The 18502-nt window shown below is 61.8% G+C and carries 15 protein-coding genes and 3 pseudogenes; 11 read left to right on the forward strand and 7 right to left on the reverse strand.

Annotated features, from left to right (window positions below):
- Window positions 1–41: 41 nt before the first annotated feature.
- On the reverse strand, window positions 42–1745 hold the full coding sequence (locus tag AC13C7_RS13375) for an ABC transporter substrate-binding protein (RefSeq protein WP_482867779.1): 1704 nt from the start codon (window positions 1743–1745) through the stop codon (window positions 42–44).
- 164 nt (window positions 1746–1909) lie between these two features.
- On the opposite strand from AC13C7_RS13375, the gene AC13C7_RS13380 reads away from it, so the two are divergent.
- From AC13C7_RS13380 to AC13C7_RS13390, 3 genes and pseudogenes are all read left to right on the forward strand, one after another.
- Entirely contained in the window at window positions 1910–3511 is a 1602-nt protein-coding gene (locus AC13C7_RS13380) for a GMC family oxidoreductase (RefSeq protein WP_482867780.1), read from the forward strand.
- Window positions 3508–4521: an inositol 2-dehydrogenase gene (gene iolG / locus AC13C7_RS13385; RefSeq protein WP_482867781.1), complete on the forward strand. Its 1014-nt coding sequence runs from the start codon at window positions 3508–3510 to the stop codon at window positions 4519–4521. The genes AC13C7_RS13380 and iolG overlap by 4 nt, the downstream gene beginning before the upstream one ends.
- A gap of 41 nt (window positions 4522–4562) precedes the next feature.
- Window positions 4563–4748, forward strand: a pseudogene (locus AC13C7_RS13390) (IS5/IS1182 family transposase); the annotation flags it as partial.
- Between the two features lie 230 nt (window positions 4749–4978).
- On the opposite strand, the pseudogene AC13C7_RS13395 reads toward AC13C7_RS13390, so the two are convergent.
- From AC13C7_RS13395 to AC13C7_RS13405, 3 genes and pseudogenes are all read right to left on the reverse strand, one after another.
- A pseudogene (locus AC13C7_RS13395) lies at window positions 4979–5611 on the reverse strand (helix-turn-helix domain-containing protein); the annotation flags it as partial.
- A 302-nt stretch (window positions 5612–5913) separates the two neighbouring features.
- Window positions 5914–7023 (reverse strand): IS110 family RNA-guided transposase, encoded by a 1110-nt coding sequence (locus tag AC13C7_RS13400; protein WP_482867782.1) that lies wholly within the window; start codon window positions 7021–7023, stop codon window positions 5914–5916.
- 95 nt (window positions 7024–7118) lie between these two features.
- Entirely contained in the window at window positions 7119–10001 is a 2883-nt protein-coding gene (locus AC13C7_RS13405; RefSeq protein WP_482867783.1) for a Tn3 family transposase, read from the reverse strand.
- 163 nt (window positions 10002–10164) lie between these two features.
- Between AC13C7_RS13405 and AC13C7_RS13410 the strand changes: the two genes are divergently transcribed.
- Window positions 10165–10752, forward strand: coding sequence for a recombinase family protein (locus AC13C7_RS13410; RefSeq protein ID WP_482867784.1), 588 nt, complete (start codon window positions 10165–10167; stop codon window positions 10750–10752).
- Window positions 10753–11195: 443 nt separating this feature from the next.
- On the opposite strand, the gene AC13C7_RS13415 is transcribed toward AC13C7_RS13410, so the two are convergent.
- On the reverse strand, window positions 11196–11774 hold the full coding sequence (locus AC13C7_RS13415) for a plasmid pRiA4b ORF-3 family protein (protein WP_482867785.1): 579 nt from the start codon (window positions 11772–11774) through the stop codon (window positions 11196–11198).
- Window positions 11775–12140: 366 nt separating this feature from the next.
- Between AC13C7_RS13415 and AC13C7_RS13420 the strand changes: the two genes are divergently transcribed.
- The 7 genes from AC13C7_RS13420 to AC13C7_RS13450 all read left to right on the forward strand — a co-directional run bounded on the left by AC13C7_RS13420 (window position 12141) and on the right by AC13C7_RS13450 (window position 17000).
- Window positions 12141–12368, forward strand: coding sequence for a DUF2933 domain-containing protein (locus AC13C7_RS13420; protein WP_482867786.1), 228 nt, complete (start codon window positions 12141–12143; stop codon window positions 12366–12368).
- 6 nt (window positions 12369–12374) lie between these two features.
- A complete protein-coding gene (locus tag AC13C7_RS13425) occupies window positions 12375–12902 on the forward strand; it encodes a hypothetical protein (protein WP_482867787.1) in 528 nt (175 codons plus the stop codon).
- A gap of 45 nt (window positions 12903–12947) precedes the next feature.
- Entirely contained in the window at window positions 12948–14330 is a 1383-nt protein-coding gene (locus tag AC13C7_RS13430) for an ethylbenzene dehydrogenase-related protein (RefSeq protein WP_482867788.1), read from the forward strand.
- Complete coding sequence (locus AC13C7_RS13435; RefSeq protein ID WP_172321717.1) at window positions 14330–15076, forward strand: DUF2231 domain-containing protein; 747 nt, start codon at window positions 14330–14332, stop codon at window positions 15074–15076. Before AC13C7_RS13430 ends, AC13C7_RS13435 begins: the two co-directional genes overlap by 1 nt.
- Entirely contained in the window at window positions 15069–15476 is a 408-nt protein-coding gene (locus AC13C7_RS13440) for a hypothetical protein (protein ID WP_482867789.1), read from the forward strand. Before AC13C7_RS13435 ends, AC13C7_RS13440 begins: the two co-directional genes overlap by 8 nt.
- Window position 15477: 1 nt before the next feature.
- The gene (locus AC13C7_RS13445; RefSeq protein WP_482867790.1) at window positions 15478–16611 is read left to right on the forward strand and encodes an NAD(P)/FAD-dependent oxidoreductase; all 1134 of its coding nucleotides are present in this window, start codon (window positions 15478–15480) and stop codon (window positions 16609–16611) included.
- Between the two features lie 149 nt (window positions 16612–16760).
- Window positions 16761–17000, forward strand: a complete 240-nt coding sequence (locus AC13C7_RS13450) for an EF-hand domain-containing protein (RefSeq protein WP_172321720.1) — start codon at window positions 16761–16763, stop codon at window positions 16998–17000.
- A gap of 298 nt (window positions 17001–17298) precedes the next feature.
- Here the strand turns inward: AC13C7_RS13450 and AC13C7_RS13455 are convergent.
- Window positions 17299–18063, reverse strand: a pseudogene (locus AC13C7_RS13455) (IS256 family transposase); the annotation flags it as partial.
- Window positions 18002–18307 (reverse strand): NADH-quinone oxidoreductase subunit A, encoded by a 306-nt coding sequence (locus AC13C7_RS13460; RefSeq protein WP_482867791.1) that lies wholly within the window; start codon window positions 18305–18307, stop codon window positions 18002–18004. The pseudogene AC13C7_RS13455 and the gene AC13C7_RS13460, both read right to left, overlap by 62 nt.
- Between the last annotated feature and the right edge of the window lie 195 nt (window positions 18308–18502).

The raw sequence follows: 18502 nt of genomic DNA on the forward strand, positions 1-18502 counted from the left end.
GGGTTGCGCGCCCCTTTTCATGGGGTCCAGATGTGTGGACCTCAATAGCGCCCGTTCTCACGCATGATCGCATCGACCCGGTTCTGTGCGCGGGTCAGCGTGTCCTCGACCCCGCTATCGCCATGCAGCATCTGGTAGATTTCATCGCCCAGTATCGAAAGGATATCGCTGAATTCCGGGATCGGCGGGCGCGGCCAGGTCTGCAATTCGCCGCGCCTTTCCATCGCATCGACCCGGCCCAGAAGGCCGCTCTTGGCCTGCACTTCGGGGTCGGCACTGGTGGAAAAGCGCGGGCTGCTGAGGTTGCCGTGCTGCACATACCATTTCAGCACTTCGGGCCTTGTCAGGTATTCCATCACCCGCCAGGCCGCCTTTTCCCGCCCCGGCGCCAGACCCTGAGGCAGCGCCAGCGAAAAGCCCCCGATCGGCGAGACCGTGCGCGCGCCCGGCCCGTGCGGATGCGGCGCGAAATCGACGTTCTGATGCGCCGGTGACGCCTCGTCGAGTTCAAACGCCGCGGCCCGCACGCTCCAGCCGTAGCACATGGCAGCGTGGCCCTCTGTAAAGATCCGGATTCGTCGGTCCCAGTCGCATTTCAGGCTGTCCGGGTGGGCATAGCTGCGCAGCTCCAGCAGGAATTCCGCCGTCGCCCGCGCCTCGTCGCTGGTCAGAAGCGGGCGGTAATTCTCTCCCGACAGGGCCCCATAGTCGAAATCCCCTCCAACACGCGGCAGGTCGATCACCGGCTGCCCGAAACTTGCCAGCGTCTGGATGAACGTATGCGCCACCGGGGTGCCGCGCTTGAAGTTCATGACGATGCCGGACAGGTTCATCCGCGACCTATGCAGGAGCTTGGCGGCAAACAGCACATCCTCGGTGGTTTCCGGGATCGACAAGCCGGCATCGGCAAAGAGATCGGATCGGCAGAAAAGAAGCTCTGCCGTGGGCTGGATCGGCAGGGCAAATTGCTGCCCCGCCCAAGACGATCCCTTGTAGGCCGTCGGGTGGAAATCGGACGGGTTGAAGCGGTGGCGGGCAATGATGTCGTCAAGCGGCTGGATCACGCCCTTCTCTGCCAGTTGCCCAATCCAGGGCAAGTCAACGGCCACCACGTCATAGTTCGAGGTTTCGCGGCTTGAATTGGCCATGATCTCGGCATGCAGATCGTCCAGCGACAGGTTCACCACCTCCAGATTGGTACCCATGAAGCGGCCCAGATCCTGCACGCGCTGACCGATGGTCTCGAATGTCGGGTCGATCGGCAGGGCCAGTCGGATCGTGCGGTCATAGCCCACCCCTTCGCGCATCGCGTTGGGATAGGGCAGGATGCGAGAGGCCATGTAGTAGCCGCCGAAATAGAAATCCTCCATCGCGCCCTCGCCATTGGCAAAGCCGAAGGTGTTGCCGACCATCGCCTTGAGCTGCATGGCGAAGCTCTCGAATTCCTCGATCAGCTTGCGGGTCGGGTGCAGCGAAAAGGACTTGCCCGTCCGCGACCGTGGCCGCTTGTGCAGAAAGCCGGCTTCAAGCAGTTCGTTCACCCGGCGCATGGCGGTGCCATAGGGCACATCGGCGGCCATCGCGGCCGAGGTGATGGTCAGCAGCTTGCCTTCCAGGTGGCGGCGCATAGCGAAGGCGATGATGTTCCAGCGCGCGTCTGTCGCCGATAGCTCGGTGCGTTTTTCCACGATTGCGCGGGTTTCGTCCATGAAGGACAGAATTCGCAGCATCTCCTGCCGGGTCATGCCTGACTCCTCCTTCTGAAATATCCAATTCTGACAAATCACACTCCGACCTCGCGCTGCACAGGAATTCTGTCCATTCCTGACATTTGCGACATTCCGGCCCACCCGACCCCTGTGACACAGTTGATCCAAGGGCTGCCGCATTGGCGGTCGAGGAGGACCGAATGACCGCAGAGACCTATGATTTCATCGTTGTGGGCGCCGGCTCTGCCGGCTGTGCAGTGGCCGGACGACTGGCAGAGGCCGGACACAGCGTCCTGCTGCTGGAGGCGGGCGGCAAGGATCGCAACCCTTTTATCCATATTCCGCTTGGCTATTCCCTGCTTTACGCAAACCCGGCTGTGAACTGGTGCTACACCAGCGCGCCGGAACCACACCTGAATGGCCGGGAACTGTTTCAGCCGCGCGGGAAGGTTCTGGGCGGTACTGGTGCGATCAACGGCATGATCTACATGCGCGGCCAGCCGCAGGATTTCGACGGATGGGAGGCTGCGGGTTGCACCGGTTGGGGCTGGGAAGGGGTGCTGCCCTTTTTCAAATCCTGCGAAGATCAGGAACGGGGTGCGGATGCTTTCCACGGCACCGGCGGGCCGGTCTCTGTCTCGGACATCCGCACCGAACACCAGTTGGGCGAGGCATTCCACGCCGCGTCAGAGGCGCTTGGCGTGCCGCGCAACGACGATTTCAACGGCCCGCAGCAGGAAGGCACCGGCTACGTCCAGACCACAACGAAGAACGGTAGGCGGTGGAGCACGGCAGCGGGCTATCTGCGCGGGCCCGCCAAGCAAAATATCGACCTGCGCCTGCATGCAATGGTGCAACGGGTGGACCTGGACGGCAATCGCGCGACTGGTGTGACCTGGTGCGACAAGTCGGGCCAGCATACCGCCACCGCGCGGCGCGAAATCATACTGTCGGGCGGCACCTTCAATTCGCCGCAACTCTTGCAGCTTTCCGGCATCGGTCCGGGGGCGCTGTTGCAATCGAATGGCGTGGAAACGAAGCATGATCTGGCAGGCGTCGGAGAGAACCTGCAAGACCATTTTGGCATTGGGGCGGAATATCGGTCCACCATGCGGATGACGGTCAACGACCTCTACAACAACAAGCTGAAGGGCGGGCTGCAACTGCTGCGCTGGCTTTTGTTCCGCACCGGTCCCTTCGCCGACAATGGCAATTATTCCAGCACCTTCATCTGTTCGGGGCCAGAGATCGACCGCCCCGACATGATGGTGACCTTTATGGCCTGGTGCACCGATGAGCAACTGACCCCGCACCCCTTCTCCGGCTTCACAATCCTTGCCGAACACATGCGCCCCAACTCGCGCGGGCATGTACGGTTGACCTCTCCGGACCCCGCAACTTCGCCGGAAATCCAGTTCAATTTCTTCGCCGATGAGGTCGACCATCGCGCCGCACTAGCGGGGCTGAAATTCGGAAGACAGATCGCGCAGACCGCGCCCATGTCGGATTGCGTGGAGTACGAGCTGTCGCCAGGAAAAGACGTGCAGTCAGACGAGGATCTGCTGGCCTATTGCCGCCAGAACGGTCTGTCCTTGCTGCACCCGGTCGGCACCTGCAAGATGGGGGTGGATGACACGGCGGTGGTCGATCCGCGGCTGAGAGTGCACGGGATCGCGGGGCTGCGCGTCGCCGATGCCTCGATCATGCCGCGCATCGTGACCGGCAATACCAACGCGGCCTCGATCATGATCGGGGAAAAGACCGCGGCGATCATACTGGAAGACCTGAAGGGGGCGGCATGACCAAGACGCTTGGCATCGCGCTGATGGGCACCGGCCGCATGGCCCATGTCTACGGCCCCAAGATCAACGCCCATCCAGGCCTGCGGCTGGAAGTGATCTATAACCCGCGCATCGCGTCGGCGCAGAAGGCCGTGGAGCAATATGGCGGGCGTCCGATGGACGATCTGGATAGCGTGCTGGCCAATCCGGGCGTTGATGCCGTGGTGATCGCCACCCCGACTGACACCCATGTCGATTATATCGAAGCCGCCGCGCGCGCGGGCAAAGCCATCTATTGCGAAAAGCCGCTTGACCAGTCGCTGGAAAGGGTGGCGCGCGCCATGCAGGCCCTGGACGAAAACCCGGTGCCGTTCATGCTCGGCTTCAACCGGCGCTTCGACCCCGATAACGCGATGCTGCAACAGGCGGTACGCGCGGGCGAGGTTGGCGCGCTCAACATGCTGATGAGCTGGAGCCGCGAACCAAGCCCGCCGCCCATCGACTATGTCCGCGCCTCGGGCGGCTATTTCGTCGATGCCACGATCCACGACATCGACCTTCTGTGCTGGATCGCGGGCGAACGGCCGGTCACGGTCTATGCCGCCGGAAGCTGCAAGTTCGATCCGGCCATCGGGGCGGAGGGTGATTTCGACCTGACCATGACAACGTTGACCATGCCCTCCGGCGCGCTGGTCCATATCAACAATTCCCGCGCCTGTTCCTATGGCTTCGACCAGAGGCTGGAGGCCTTCGGCGAAAAGGGCATGATCCAGACCCGCAATCACCGCGACGACAGGCTGGTGCGGTGGGACAGCGCAGCGACGGAGGCACGCAAACCGCTCAAGCATTTCTTCCTCGAACGCTATGACCGGTCCTTCTATAACGCGCTCGATGAATTCCACGCGGCGGTCACGCAAGTTCGCGCGCCGTCGGCCACTGCCGAGGACGGGCGCGCTGCACTGGCCATCGCGCTGGCCTGCGCGCAATCGGCAAAGACGGGGATCGCCGTGGAGCCCGATTACATAGCATGAAATCGCCCGACAACGGTTCGCCCTGCGCGGTTTCGCCGGATCACGGACAGTCTTGCGACAGCGGGTTGCCGCGCCATCTGCTCGAGGTGACGGTTGCGCGGTGCATCGCCGAGGGCCTGGTCCGCGGCCAGCGGATGGCGGACGATGCCAGCCTAATCGAAGCGGACGCCAACAAGCAGAACTCGACACCAAATGGGGAATGGGATGCCTCGAAGATCGACGGTCAACTCCGTCAAGGTGGTGTAGTTTCCCGGATGGCCTGAGGTCATGATCAGGCGGCTTTGATGCTGAGAATGGGCCTACGCACATACCTCTCATCCGCCTCGCCAAAGACGCCGGTGCGACTAGCATTTCCTCTCGACTACCGGGAACGCCTTTTCCCGAACCTGTTCGCTGATGGGGACCTGTCCGGTTAACAAAGCGCTTGACCGAATGGGTGTGCAGGTCGCTGCGGTCTTCAGTTCGCCGCACGCCACATCCGATACCGCCCCTGCCCGGTCATCTCGCGGACCAGACCCTTGTCCTCCATCCAGGCAATGTTGCGCTGGACGGCGGCGCGACTGGCGCCGGTCAGAGCCTCGGCCATCGGGGCGGAGACGAGTGGCCATTCGGTCAGAACAGCGCATAAGGCTGGGGGCGTGCGGCCCGAGAGTGGGATCATCTCGGTTTCTGCCCGCGTCGACCATGCCTCGACATCATCAAGCTGCCGCATGGCGGTCAGGCAGGCGGTCTCCATCCCGTCAAGCCATCGCGCCAGACGGTCGGCGGGTGAGCCACCCGCGCGCAGCCCCCCTGCCCCGCCCATGACCAGAGGCGCAAAGACTGCGCCCTTGCCGTCGCTGGCCGCGATCCGCGCGGCCGTGACTGCCGCTTCCATTCGGTCACCCTGCCGGCCGAGTCCCGCGAGGTTCCAGAGGTGATAACCCGCGCAGGCGCGGCTTATCGGGTGAAGATCGGCGGCTTGTGCCATCAGGTCGAGCCATCCTCCCGCGCGGTCCGCGAACGGCTCGGCTTCATCTGCCATTTTTTCGGGATCGCGACGGTCGAGGAAGGCAGACAGGTCCACCTCTGGGCCTGGCCCCCCTGTTAGAGGGGTCTGATGCCGGAGGGGGCAGAATAGTACGTTCTCATGAGCGTTCTCAAGTTTCCTGACACGACAAGACTACCCCGCTGACACGGGTGCGTCAAAGATGTAGCCTGTGCAGGCGCTGGAGACGGTGGGCCGAACCGATGATTGTCATGCTCTCATCCGCGGATTGGGTACCGCCTGACCAAATTCGATGCGGGAGTGCCTCTCTCTAAGAACGGATATGTTTCCCAACGTAATCCGAGGATTTCCCTATCAATGGCCGCCATCTCCAGCGTACTGCACATGCAGTCTGAGCACCTGTACTACGCGGGCAGCGGCGTCTTGCGTGCGATGTCCCAGATGAAGCCGACGAGTTCCCGCGCGATGGCGGCGAGCACACGCGGTTGCGGTTTTCCGGTGTTCGACAGATGCCGGAACCGCTTGCACAGGCGGGTCTGCGCCTTCCAGCCGATATCCTTGACTTCTTGCGGTAGGTGCGCCGAGCGCTTCAAGTAAGGCTGCCCTTCCTTGGGCGGGTGGCGATAGGACCAGCCCGCTTCGACAAGCATCGTTCGGGCCAAGACGTTCCCGGTCTTTGTCAGCCGCCCTCGCCGCGTCGTGTTGCCGCTGGAATGCTCGCTTGGCACCAACCCGAGCCAGGCCATAAGCTGGCGTGGGTTTTCAAATCGGGTGATATCACCGATCTCAGCCACTACGGTCGCTGCAATGATCGTGTTCACGCCGCGCAATGCACGAAGGCCATCGACGGCAGGGGCGAAGCGCCAGGTCTGGACGGCTTCGTCAATTGCCTGATCCAGCGTGGCGACACGAGCCTCAGCCTGATCGATGGCCCGTTTCAGTTCCTCGAAGGCCAGTTGCTGATGCGAGAAGCGAAAGCGGCGCAGTTCTGCCAACCACCGGCGATGTCGCTTGGTCCAGTAGCTGCCATTCTCGTATCGCAACCCATGCCGCAGCAGGAAGCCGAGCAGTTGTTGCTTGGCCACTTTCACGGCGTCCATCGCCTGCTTGCGTGTCCGGATTAGATCGCGCATGGCCTCTTGTTCCTCGTCAGGCGTCCAGATCGGCGTCAGCTCGCCCGCGCGCCACAGCCGTGCGAGCATCTCAGCATCCCGCCGATCCGTCTTGACCCGGTCCCCGGCCTTGCGCGGGATCATCGCGGGCGCAACGACCGCGCAGTCGAATCCGAGCTTGGTGAGATGTCGATGCAGACCATAACCGCAGGGCCCCGCCTCATAGCAGAAACTTGGCGTGTTGCCCGCCGCCGCCAGCTGCTTGGTCAGGCGCAGAACAGAATCAGCGGTGTGCGCAATCGTGCCAAAAAAGCGGGTCTCACCGCGTCGCCCTTCCTCAGCGACAGCAACGGCGATCGTATCTTTGTGGACATCAAGGCCAACGTAAGTTGTTTTGTTCATTCGTGCGTCCTCCTACGAACTCTTCAATGTTCGTCAGGAAACCACACATGCGGCCTGTGCGCCGCAAAACGCTCATCTGGTCTAAGGGGCTTTGCTCACCTTTTGGGCCATCTGTATTCGCCGGTGAGGAGGATGTGGGCCCATCCGAGGGGCGAGATGTGCGCCAAAAGGTCAGGAGAGCAATCCAGTTCCGACCGACGACGTCCAGCCACAGCTTTACCAAGATGCTTGGTGTTCCAATAGATGATGATGGCGGCGAGCAGGTTCAGCCCGACCATCCGGAAATGCTGCCCCTCAGTTGTTCGATCTCGGATTTCGCCTTGGCGCCCGATACGCAGAGCATTCTTTAGGGCATGATGGGCTTCACCTTTGTTGAGACCGATCTGGGCGCGACGTTGCATGTCGGCGTCAAGCAGCCAGTCGATGATGAACAGCGTCCGTTCAACCCGTCCGATTTCCCGTAATGCCACCGCAAGCTCATGCTGCCGGGGATAGGCGGCGAATTTTCGCAACAGTTGGCTTGGAGGCATTGCGCCCGCCACCATGGTGGCCGCGCTGCGCAGAATGTCGGGCCAGTTCGAACTGATGACGGGTTCCCTGATCTTGCCACCGATCAAGCCTTTCAGCTCTTTTGGGCAGGATGTTGGATCGAAGAGGTAAAGGCGCTTGGATGGCAGATCCCGGATGCGGGGTATGAACTGGAAGCCCAGCAGAGCGGTGACGGCGAAGACGTGGTCGGTGAACCCGCCAGTATCGGCGTACTGCTCTCTGACCTTTCGCCCGGCGTCGGTCATCAACAGGCCATCCAGAATGTAGGGCGCTTCGTTCACCGTGGCCGGGATAGTCTGGGTGGCGAAGGGGCCGAACTGGTCGGAGACATGGGTGTAGGCTTTCAATCCGGGTTCATGGCCATACTTGGCGTTGATCAGATTCATCGCCTCGCCTTGGCGCGTGGTGGGGAAGAACTGCCCGTCACTGGACGCGGTGACACCGCTGCCCCAGAACCGGGCCATCGGCAAGGCAGATTGGCCTTCGATAACTGTGGCCAGGGCGCGTGCCATCGCCTCGCTTTCGACATGCCACCGCGACAGGCGCGAAAGCTGGAAATAATCATGGGTGTTGGTGGCCCCGGCCATTTTGCTGAGGCCAAGGTTCAGTCCTTCGGCCAGCAGCACATTCAGCATGCCGACCCTGTCCTTGCACGGGACGCCCGTGCGCAGATGGGTGAATGCTTCCGTAAAGCCGATCTCGTCGTCCACTTCGAGCAGGAGGTCGGTGATCCTGATTTCCGGCAGGCGGCTATAAAGATCAAGCACCATGGCATCGGCCTCTTCGGGGACAGCGGCAGTCAGCCGGTCTATTTTGAGGGCGCCGTCTTCGATGGACCCGCCCGGAATGGCACCGGCCCTGGCGGCGCGGGCCAATCGCTGTAGGCCCGCGGCCAGGCGAGACTTCCGATCCGCCAGCCAGGCATCCGGTTCGAACGGCATGGCCAACTTTGGCGTGGCCCGGGCGACTTCGGCTGGGACCAGCGCGTCCTTTAGATCGCCATACCTGCGGGAATGTGCGAGCCAGATATCACCGGAACGGAAGGCATCGCGCAGATGGCACAGGACCGCCACCTCCCATAGTCGGTACCCATCATCGTTATTCAGGTACCGATGCCATTTCGAGGTTCGGCGCAGAAAGGTCACGGGCCGGTCGGCGGTGGTTTCCGTTCCTGCGACGATAGCGGTGGCGGCGAGTAACGGTTCGGCTACCGGTGCGGCCTGAATATCGAGCGCCCGCAACATGCGGGGCGCATATCGTCGGAAGCGATGATACCCGTGAATAACGTGCGCGAGCGGATCGGCAGCCAATGTGTCGGTGAGTTGGGCAGCGGTGGCGACAAGCCCCCTGAGCGATGACCAGCCTCCCGCGTTTTGAACGGCCTCAATCAGGGGCGCCTGATCTTCATGCGCTTCCAGCAGCGTTGATCCGAGGTTTGAGAATCCCTGCAAGGTGTCCTTCAGAGCCGCCTTTGCGTCATCCGCCTGGGCATCGCACGCGCGTTTCGCCTCGCGCCATGTCTTCCCGACGATCCGGTCATGGGTTTCGACCACCGCATCGGCAATGGCACTGCGCCATTCCAAAGCGCAGACCGCGACGATGGCAAGGCGGCGGTCGCCTGAAATATCCCGCAGATCGCCGGCGAAATACCGTTCCCCTTGTCGTCGGAGGCGAGCAATGCGGTGAGGCGGCACATCGGACAGGATGGATTGATCCAACGCTATGCCCTGCAAGAATTCAAGCCGGTCGAGCAGGCGGTTTATATCGGCCGAGTTTCGGCCAACCTCGAATTGGCGCAGCCAGACAAAGCGGGTGACAGAGCTGTCCGCGCTTTCAGTCAGCAGTGCATCAAGCTGGCCGCGCAATTCATCATTCAGCCGGTCGGCAATCCGGGTGTCGGTCCGTCGCTCGGCAGCGACAAGTGCATCCGCGCAAAGACGTTCGATAACCGTGATCCCAGGTAGAATGGTCTGGGTCGCCCGGCACTTCTCTACAAAGCGCCGGGCCAGATCCTCGTTCGACCGGGCGGTTTCGGCTTCGCTCTCCAGCCAGGTCTTCAGGTCGCGCGCCCCTCGACCAGTAAACATCTTGTAGCCGTAAAGATTGCGCAGGGTGGCCAGGTGGTCACGGCGGGTTTCCTCCCGCGTTGCATAGTCTGCCAGATCATCGGGTCTCAGCCCGAGTTGCGCCGCCAAAAAGCGCGTCACTGCCGCAGGAATGACCTCACCGGGCGCCAGCAACCGACCTGGGTATCGCAGCGCGCAAAGCTGCAGGGCGAAGCCGAAACGATTGTGGGGGCGGCGACGGGCGCGGATGATTTCCAGATCGTCGTCCGCCAAGGTGTAGTGGCGCAGCATCGACGCTTCTTCAGTTGGCATGTCAAGCAGCGCCGCCCGCTGGCGGTCGGTCAGCATTCTCCGGCGGGGCATGTGGTTCCTTCCAAAATCATGAACATGGGTGTCCGTAAGAGGGTCGCTCAGCGGACATGTGTCACAAGGGTTGGCAAGGGCAGAGAAACCACACCCCAACATATCTCGTATAGCTGGTACGATTTGATTCGCACATGTGGCCCCTTAATCGTACAATTTGAACATGACTGTGACCAAGATTGGCTATGCCCGCTGTTCGACCGACAAACAGGATCTGACCGCACAGCGGCAGGCCTTATGCGACTTGGGGGTATCGGAGGATCTCATCTATACCGACCACGGGCTGACGGGCACCAACCGCGCCCGCCCCGGTCTCGACCAGGCACTGGCAGCCGTGCGCGAAGGCGATGTGCTGGTCGTGCCAAAACTGGATCGCCTTGCCCGGTCCGTCCCCGATGCACGCGCTATCGCAGAACAGCTGGAAAAAAAGGGCGTCACGCTCGCCTTGGGGATGTCTATCTACGACCCGGCAGATCCCATGGGCAAAATGTTCTTCAACATTCTCGCCACCTTTGCTGAGTTCGAGGCCGATCTGATCCGGTTACGGACGAAAGAAGGCATGGCCATTGCCCGAGCAAAGGGCAAACTCCGTGGAAAACAGCCGAAACTTTCTGAAAAACAACAGAAAGAACTCACGCGCATGCATGCCACCGGTGACTATTCCATCAGCGATCTGGCAGAACTGTTCGCTGTGTCGAGGCCAACGATCTACAGAACCCTGCACCGCACAGGGGCCAAAATCAGCCCTTAGCGTACTATTCTGCCCCCTCCGGCATCAGACCCCCCCTATACTGAACCGACATTCCCCAAGTAGAACATCCTCCTGCTGCCCACATTGCCGCTGTTCTGCGCTCCGATCAAGCCTCTTCGACCCGTGGTGCCGTTGTTGCGGCATCTGACGCGCCAACTGAGCACGATATCCGGTCTCGGTGGCGAGGCTGATCCGAATATTGGTCTGATTGACGGGGTTATGTATAGACCGGCCGAGCCGCTTTTGCTCAGGCTCTATCGTTGACGACGTTATCATACGGGAACCGGCGGTGCGCGCAGCCGATGGATGGCAGCCAGTATGCGGGTGAACAGATCACCGCTGACCTATCTTCGAATTCATCGACGACTTCTACAATCCGAGCCGACGGGACTCAGCCCTAGGGTAAGCGTTGCGGGGGCCCCACGGTTCTGGGGTGTTGCGTTTCATCCAAACCAGCGTTTGGCGAGTTTTGACACGTTCGCCTTGAGCGCTTTTTCGTTGGGGCTGCTTGGATCGAAGGCTCCGCCGTACCAGGCCTTTAGGTCTTTGTGTTCGGGGTGTTTCGGGTCGGTCATGGCCTCGACGAACATCGCATAGCCAGGCGGTCCGCCGATGTCTTCAGGCGGACAATTGCCGGTGTTTGCAATCAGGCGCGGGTAGGTTCGCCCCGGGTTTGCAGCGGCGGGTGGCGCGGCTGTGATCTCATGTTCCCAGTCATCGCCGAAGTCGTAGAGATAGGTCAGGCCAGCGTCTCCGGCCTTGTCCAGAGCCTGGGTGAGCGTGGTCTTGTCGGCAGGCAGGTCTTCTGGGCTATCAACAAAGTCCGGCATGACCCAGCGTTCGGCACCCCACTGGTAGGGCGCACCCATGCAGAACTGATAGAGATGGGCATTGTGCCAACCGAACGCCGCCTGCAGCGTTTCGTGCAGGTGGTCGAGCGGGATGTCGGCCGGCACTTCGAGCGTACGGGTGACCTTTGGCGCGATATCGCGCAACGTCACGGTGATTTTGATGATCTGCATAGCCTGCCCCCATTGTCAGGGCGCAGTGTAATTCCATGGCAGGAAGGCGTCGATATCAGATTGTTTGTGGCCTTGAGCGATGGCGGTGATGGTCGGGATCTTCTTGCGCAATCGACTGTCCTCACGCTGCAAGGATGTTGTTGAGGATGTCCGTGGCCTCCTCGGGGGCCTCGACGACATGACGTACATGTGGGCGCATCAGGGGGTTCGGATCGGATTGTTTTTCCAGCGCCAAGGCGTGGAGAAGCCCCTTCGACGCGCACTGTAATGCCCGTCAACAAGGAGCGTCTGTAGTTGAAAGCTCACGACGGGACAGCCGAAACCGGCCATCTCCGCGCACGGTGGGAGGCATGAAAGGAGAACGACATGCAATGGCTGCTCGATAACTGGATCATCGTGCTTTTGGTCGGTGGTATGATCGGCATGCACCTGTTTGGTCATGGTGGTCATGGTGGTCATGGTCGCAGCAAGCACAAGCCGCACGATGCTGACACAACCGACGAGTCTGGCAAGACCCGGCCCCACAGCCACGCTAACAAGGGCGCGGTTCCTGGCCCGGCGACCAAAGATGCGAAGACCGCCGATGAGCGCTGAAAGCACATGACTTCGTCAATCCAAACCGCATCTGAGATCAAGATGAACCGACACAGTATCGCAGAATTCGCCCGCCCCGTTCGCGCAATGGGCCTTGGCATCGTCGCATCCCTGCTGCTTGCGTCAAATGCTGCTTTCGCTGCCGACTCGACCGGCTACACGACCGTTGACGGCACGTTGATCTACTATGCCATCGTGCCCGCCGAGGTCGTCCGCGCCTTCCCGCGCGGCACCGCAGAGGCTGAAATGCATGGCGGAGTGCCGGATGGCAGGCATGTTCACCACCTCCAGGTCGCGGCGATCGATGCCGAGACCAATGAACGGATCACCGATGCACAGGTCACGGCATCGATCGCCGAACTAGGGCTGAGCCCGCAGAAGATCGAGCTGGAACCGTTTCTGATCGACGATGTGCTGACTTATGGCGGCTATTTCGAATTCTCCAAACTGGCCACCTATTCAATCGACATTCAGATCGAGCGTCCGGGTGCGGCGGCTGCCACACCGGCCCGCTTTGATTACAGACACCATTGAAGACTTCGCCCGCAGACGCAGCAAGAAAACTGACAGGAACACATGATGCAAACGAAATACCTTGCGGTCTCCACCGCAGTTTTCACCGGCCTTCTGGTTCTGGGCTGGGTCACCCACGGCACCGGCGTCGTCCGGGACGATCCCGAACGCAATATCGTCATTCCCGACGAGTTGATGACACAGCTTCAGGTCAAGGCCGCCTATGACGGCGAGAACATCTATTTCCGCTATCGCTGGCCCGCCGAACGCCCGATGCTGTTTGATGACGTTCTGGTCTACGAAGATGGCGCCTGGGAGGAACGCGGCGGCGAAGTGATCGGCCCGGACCCCGACAACCTAGTCGAAGACCGGGTGGCGATGATGGTCGATGACGGCTCGGTGCCACTTTTCGGTCGCTATGGCGGCTACATCACCATCGGCGACGGCCTGACGACTTTCACCGGCGTGCCCGAAACCGAGGAAGAGCGTACCAAATACCTGCCCTCGACCCGTACCGACCCAGGTGATTTCGAGTCGGTGCGGCCGGAAAACGAACTCGAGATGCTGCGCGCGGCCGGTCAATTCCTCGATCTTTGGGACTGGCGGTCCAGCCGAACCAACCCGTTGGGACAGGCGGAGGACACCTCGGTCGGTGCCGAACGGGAGGCCGACGCGGGCATCGCCCCCTATTTCACCAATATCGACGAGGAGACCGGCCTGCCGCTGTTCATGTTCGACCCGGCCGCAGGCGATCCGGCGCTGCGGATCGACGCGGTAGTGGCCGGTGAGGTCGGGTTCAATGACACCTATTATCTGAACGCGGCTACGGCTGTTCCTTTCGACCCGAATCTCGACTGGCAGAATGGCGATACCCTGCCCCGCCGGGTTCTGCGCGATGGGTCGGGATCGCGCGCCGACATCGCCATGCCTTCCGCCGCGCGCTGGCGCAACGGGTTCTGGGACGTGACGCTGGTGCGGGCGATGGATACCGGCAACCCGCTCGAAGACAAGATCTTCCGCGACGGCGGCAATTACGATCTCGCCTTTTCGGTGTTCCGCAACGCCTCGACCATGCGCTGGCACTATGTCTCTCTGCCGGTCTCTCTGGGTCTTGAACAACCCGCCCAGTTGGTGGCCGAACGCTTTGAGGGTGACGCCCCCGACTGGACCCAGCCCTGGACGGAAATCACCATGTACTATCCCGGTCAGGTCACTTGGAGCCGGCTGACGGATGCACGCCAGCACCCCGGTGCCGACCGCATCGCACAGCGCGTTCCGGTAGCCACGCGTCACAGTGAGGAACAGCTCGCGCTTTATGGTGTGCAGATGGAATTTGCCGGCGAAATCCGCAGTCAATGGATTTGGACATTGATCATCAGTCTCGGCCTGATCGTGGGCATGGGTATCAACGTCAACTTGCTAATGCGCCGCCGCGAGGGAGAGGCCTGATGACCCATTTGAATGCAAATCAGTCCGGAACCCCCGGCACTCCAAAGGACACCTCCATGAAACCCGCTCTGCTACGCTTCCGCCGCATCACAGTCGCCGCAACCCTCCTGGGCCTGCTCGGTACCGGCGCGGCGCTGGCGCATGGTGTGGACGCCGGGGTCCAGGTCGAAGTGGTGGGCGAGCCCTCCTGGTCGCTCAGCCCGGTCTATCACATTCTCATGGCACATTTTCCGGTGGCGCTGTGGATGGCGGCCTATCTGTTCATCCTGATCCGCTGTCTTTCCGATTCGGAATTCGCGGTACGCCTGCAAAAGGCAGTCTGGCCTCTGGCCGCGCTCGGAACGCTCGCGGGCTTTGTGACCTACGGGCTGGGTCTGACGATCTACCCCTGGTCGGCGATCACTGAATCCCCCCTGGGGCGTAACCACATCATGTTGGCCACCTGGACGTTGAGCTACTGGACCGTGATGAGCGTGCTCGGCTATCGCTTCCGCCGTCACCTCTATGTCGGCGGGCAACGCTGGATCACCCTAGCGCTGGCGACCATAGGTGCGATCGTCATTACCATCACCGGAACGCTAGGCGGGTCGCTGGGTGGCACACCATCATTGGTGACGGAAAGCCTTAGCTGGATCGGCTGGAACGTCTACATGACCTTCTACCTGCCGACCTGGATGCTGGTCGTCTATGGCGTGGGCACGGTCGTGCTGATCGCCATCGGCATCGTCGGCCGCCGCCGTGCTTGATCTGAAGCGCTCACAGGCCCGGGTCGCGGCGGCGTCGCGGCCCCACTTTCCGGATGCGCCGCTTCCGGCCTATCTGGAGCAGTATTATTGGTGGGCCTGTCTCCGGCCCGCCAGCCTGCGCGTCTTCGATCACCCATGGGCGGTCAACGCAATCCTCTGGGGACAATACCGGCGGCTCTGCGACGCTGCCATTGTCGAGATGGCTCCCGGCACCGAGGTGTTGCAACTGGCCTGCGTCTACGGCGATCTGTCGCCGCGTCTGGCCCGCCATCTGGGCCGGTCCGGGCGTCTGGATTTCGTCGAAATCGCCCCAATCCAGGTCGCCAATACCCGAACCAAGCTGAACGATGCGCTTCCCCTGACCCGCGATTACATTGCGGCGGCGGAATTTACGGACTGATATGACGTCGCAGGCCGAGATCGAGATCGTCGGGGCCGGGCCTGCCGGCCTGACCTGCGCGATCGTGCTGGCCCGGGCGGGGCGGACCGTCACCGTGCGCGAATGGCACGGCGATGTCGGCCACCGGTTCCATGGCGATTTTCAGGGTCTGGAGAACTGGACCGACCCGCAGGATGTCCTCGCCGAACTGGCCGAGGCGGGCATCACGACCGATTTCGCACATCATGGCGTGAATGAGGGGATGATTTTCGACAGCCACGCCAAGCCACATCCCGTGGCCGGAACGCGGCCTTTGTTTTATCTGCTGCGACGTGGGGATGCGGCAGGAACGCTGGACCGGGCGCTACTGGATCAGGCCCGCGCCGCCGGAGCCGAGGTGCGGTTCAACGACCGCGTAAAGAACACCTCGGGCAACATGGTTCTGGCGGGCGGGCCGCGCCGCGCAGATATTATCGCCGTGGGGCATGTTTTCGACACGACCATGGCCGACGGCGCCTGGCTCGCATTCGGCGCCGATCTGGCCCCGAAGGGCTATGCATACCTGCTGGTCCATGCCGGGCGCGGCACGGTAGCCAGCTGCATGTTCACGGGTTTTCGCAACCAGGCGCAGCATCTTGCCGCGACAGTGGCCTATTTCACGCGCCACGCCGGGTTGCAGATGCAGAACCCCCATGAATTCGGCGGCTTCGGCAATGTCAGATTACCGCGTACGGCGATGCAGGGCGGAAACCCTGTGATCGGCGAACACGCGGGCTTTCAGGACGCATTGGCAGGGTTCGGGCTGCGATATGCCATGCGATCCGGTCGGCTGGCGGCGGAAAGTCTGATCCATGGAACGGACTATGCGAAATCCTGGCGACGCGATCTGCAACCGGGCCTGCGCGCCGGCGTGGTCAACCGGTTTCTGTTCAACCAGACCGGCCCGCGCGGGGTGGATTATCTGATCGGCAAGATTGCCCGGGTCGATACGGGTACAGCCCTGGCCCAGGCCTATGGCTTGTCATTGCCGCGCCGACTGCTGCTGCCACTTGCCCGATATCGCTTTCTCGCCCCGTTGAAAGACCGCAGTTGCAGTCACCTGAACTGCGATTGTGTCTGGTGTCAGCACGGCGACCACGATGCCGCCGACACCTGAACGCAGCGCCAATTCACGTCGGCCGTCGGAAAATCGTGCCGAGGCTCGCGCGTCTCCCCTTCGGCAACTGTAACGCTTCGCCATCTTCAGCGTCCTTACATGCAGGGGTCGGTGACCGACCGCCATTGGAAAAGCATGAGGAGATCACAATGAAACACATCGCACTCGCCGCCGCCGCCATCGGGGCCGTCGCCTTTGCAAACGGCGCCTTCGCCCACGAAATGGACCTCGATCAGGACGGCCTTTATTCGTTGGCCGAAATGCGGACCGAATATCCCGATCTGACCGACGCGCAATATGCCGCCCTGGACACCAATAGGGATGAAGCTGTCGACGCAGACGAATTGGCGGCCGCAATTGCGAACGGCACTCTGGCGCCAATGGAATAGCGACTGGCCTATAGATCCGCGCACCCGGATCGCCGCGTCTGTGGCGACCCAGGCTCCTGCCGTTGCAAGATGGGGGGCACCCGACAGCGACAATAAGGTGTAATGCAGATGCAGGTTCGGAACATCATGACGGAAGCCCAAGGCCAGCGGTCCTTTCGAGCCCGGTTTGCCAATTTTCACTGAAACGACCAATGACCGTGATCAGCCCCACTTGGGTAGGGCTGATCATCAGGACCAGGCCTTTGATCCATCGGGATGATGGACTGAGCTATGCTGGGATCTGGGTGACGCGGCCTGATCAGGCGGCGCGGTTTTCGGTGTCGTTTGCGGCGACACCATCGGTGAATGTGACGCCTTTGATGACCATCGGCAACTGGTTCGCGCGCTTCAGCCGACGCCATGTCTTCGCGGCGGTCTGAACGAGCTTGAACACCATCAGCTTGGCGTCGCGGTCCTTTGTCAGGCACGTCACCGCCTTCTCGTATCTGGCCGCGTATTTCTCGGCGAAGATGTCCATCACGGCTTTGGCCCTGGCGCGGGACTCAGCGTGCCAGATCTCACGTAGATCGGCCTTCACCGTCGGCTGCATGAATTTCGGGAACTTGTTGAGAACACTGGCTGTCTTGTGAACCCGACAGCGCTGATGACGCGTGCCGGGAAAAACCTCGTCGATCGCCTTCCAGAACCCCATGGCCCCGTCACCCACGGCGACCTCGGGCGGCACTGAGAGGTCGCGCTTCTTGATGTCGACCAAGAGCTCTCGCCAGCTCTGGGCGCTTTCCCGAACGCCGACCTGAAAGCCGACCAGTTCCTTCTTTCCTTCGGGCGTGGCGCCGAGAATGACCAGCATGCACTCGGCCTGCGGCTCCATCCGGGCCTGCAAGTAGACACCAACGGTCCAGATGTAGACATACTGCCGGGCAGAGAGATCGCGGCGCTGCGAGCGGTCGTATTCCTGCTGCCACTCCCCGGTCAGCCGCGAAACCACGCCCGGCGACGGGCTAGGTGCATCCGGGCCGAGGAGCGCAGCGGTCAGCATCCGGCGCGCCCCGTCCCACAGCCCAGGGATACATGAACGCCATCTCCATATCGAAGGCCGGGAACAGCAGCGCATAACCGGCATAGCGCGCATGATAGCGCTCCCAGACCGGATCGCGCGACAGGGTGCCGGCGGTGGCGGGCACGTCCTTGCCGGGTTCCGCGCGCGCGCGCCCGATGGCCCGCGCCAGCCCGTAAAGGCTGAGCACGAGACCGAACACACCGACGCTCAGCCCGAAAAGAATCGCGTATTGGGAAAGCTCGCTCATCCTTGGCACCTCCTATGGGGCTGTCGAATCCCAATCAGGTTAGGGGTTTGATCTCCGCGGCACAATCACGCCAACGCCCGCGCTGCCGTCATGCAAGGACGCGGCGGGTCGCGGATCATTACACGTCTCCGCGAGAACCGGTCTCGGGACTTCGGGACCACAGGTCGCAATTGGTTTCTTCCAGTTGCGTCGCCG

The sequence above is a fragment of the Alterinioella sp. B-7 genome (assembly GCF_056857775.1).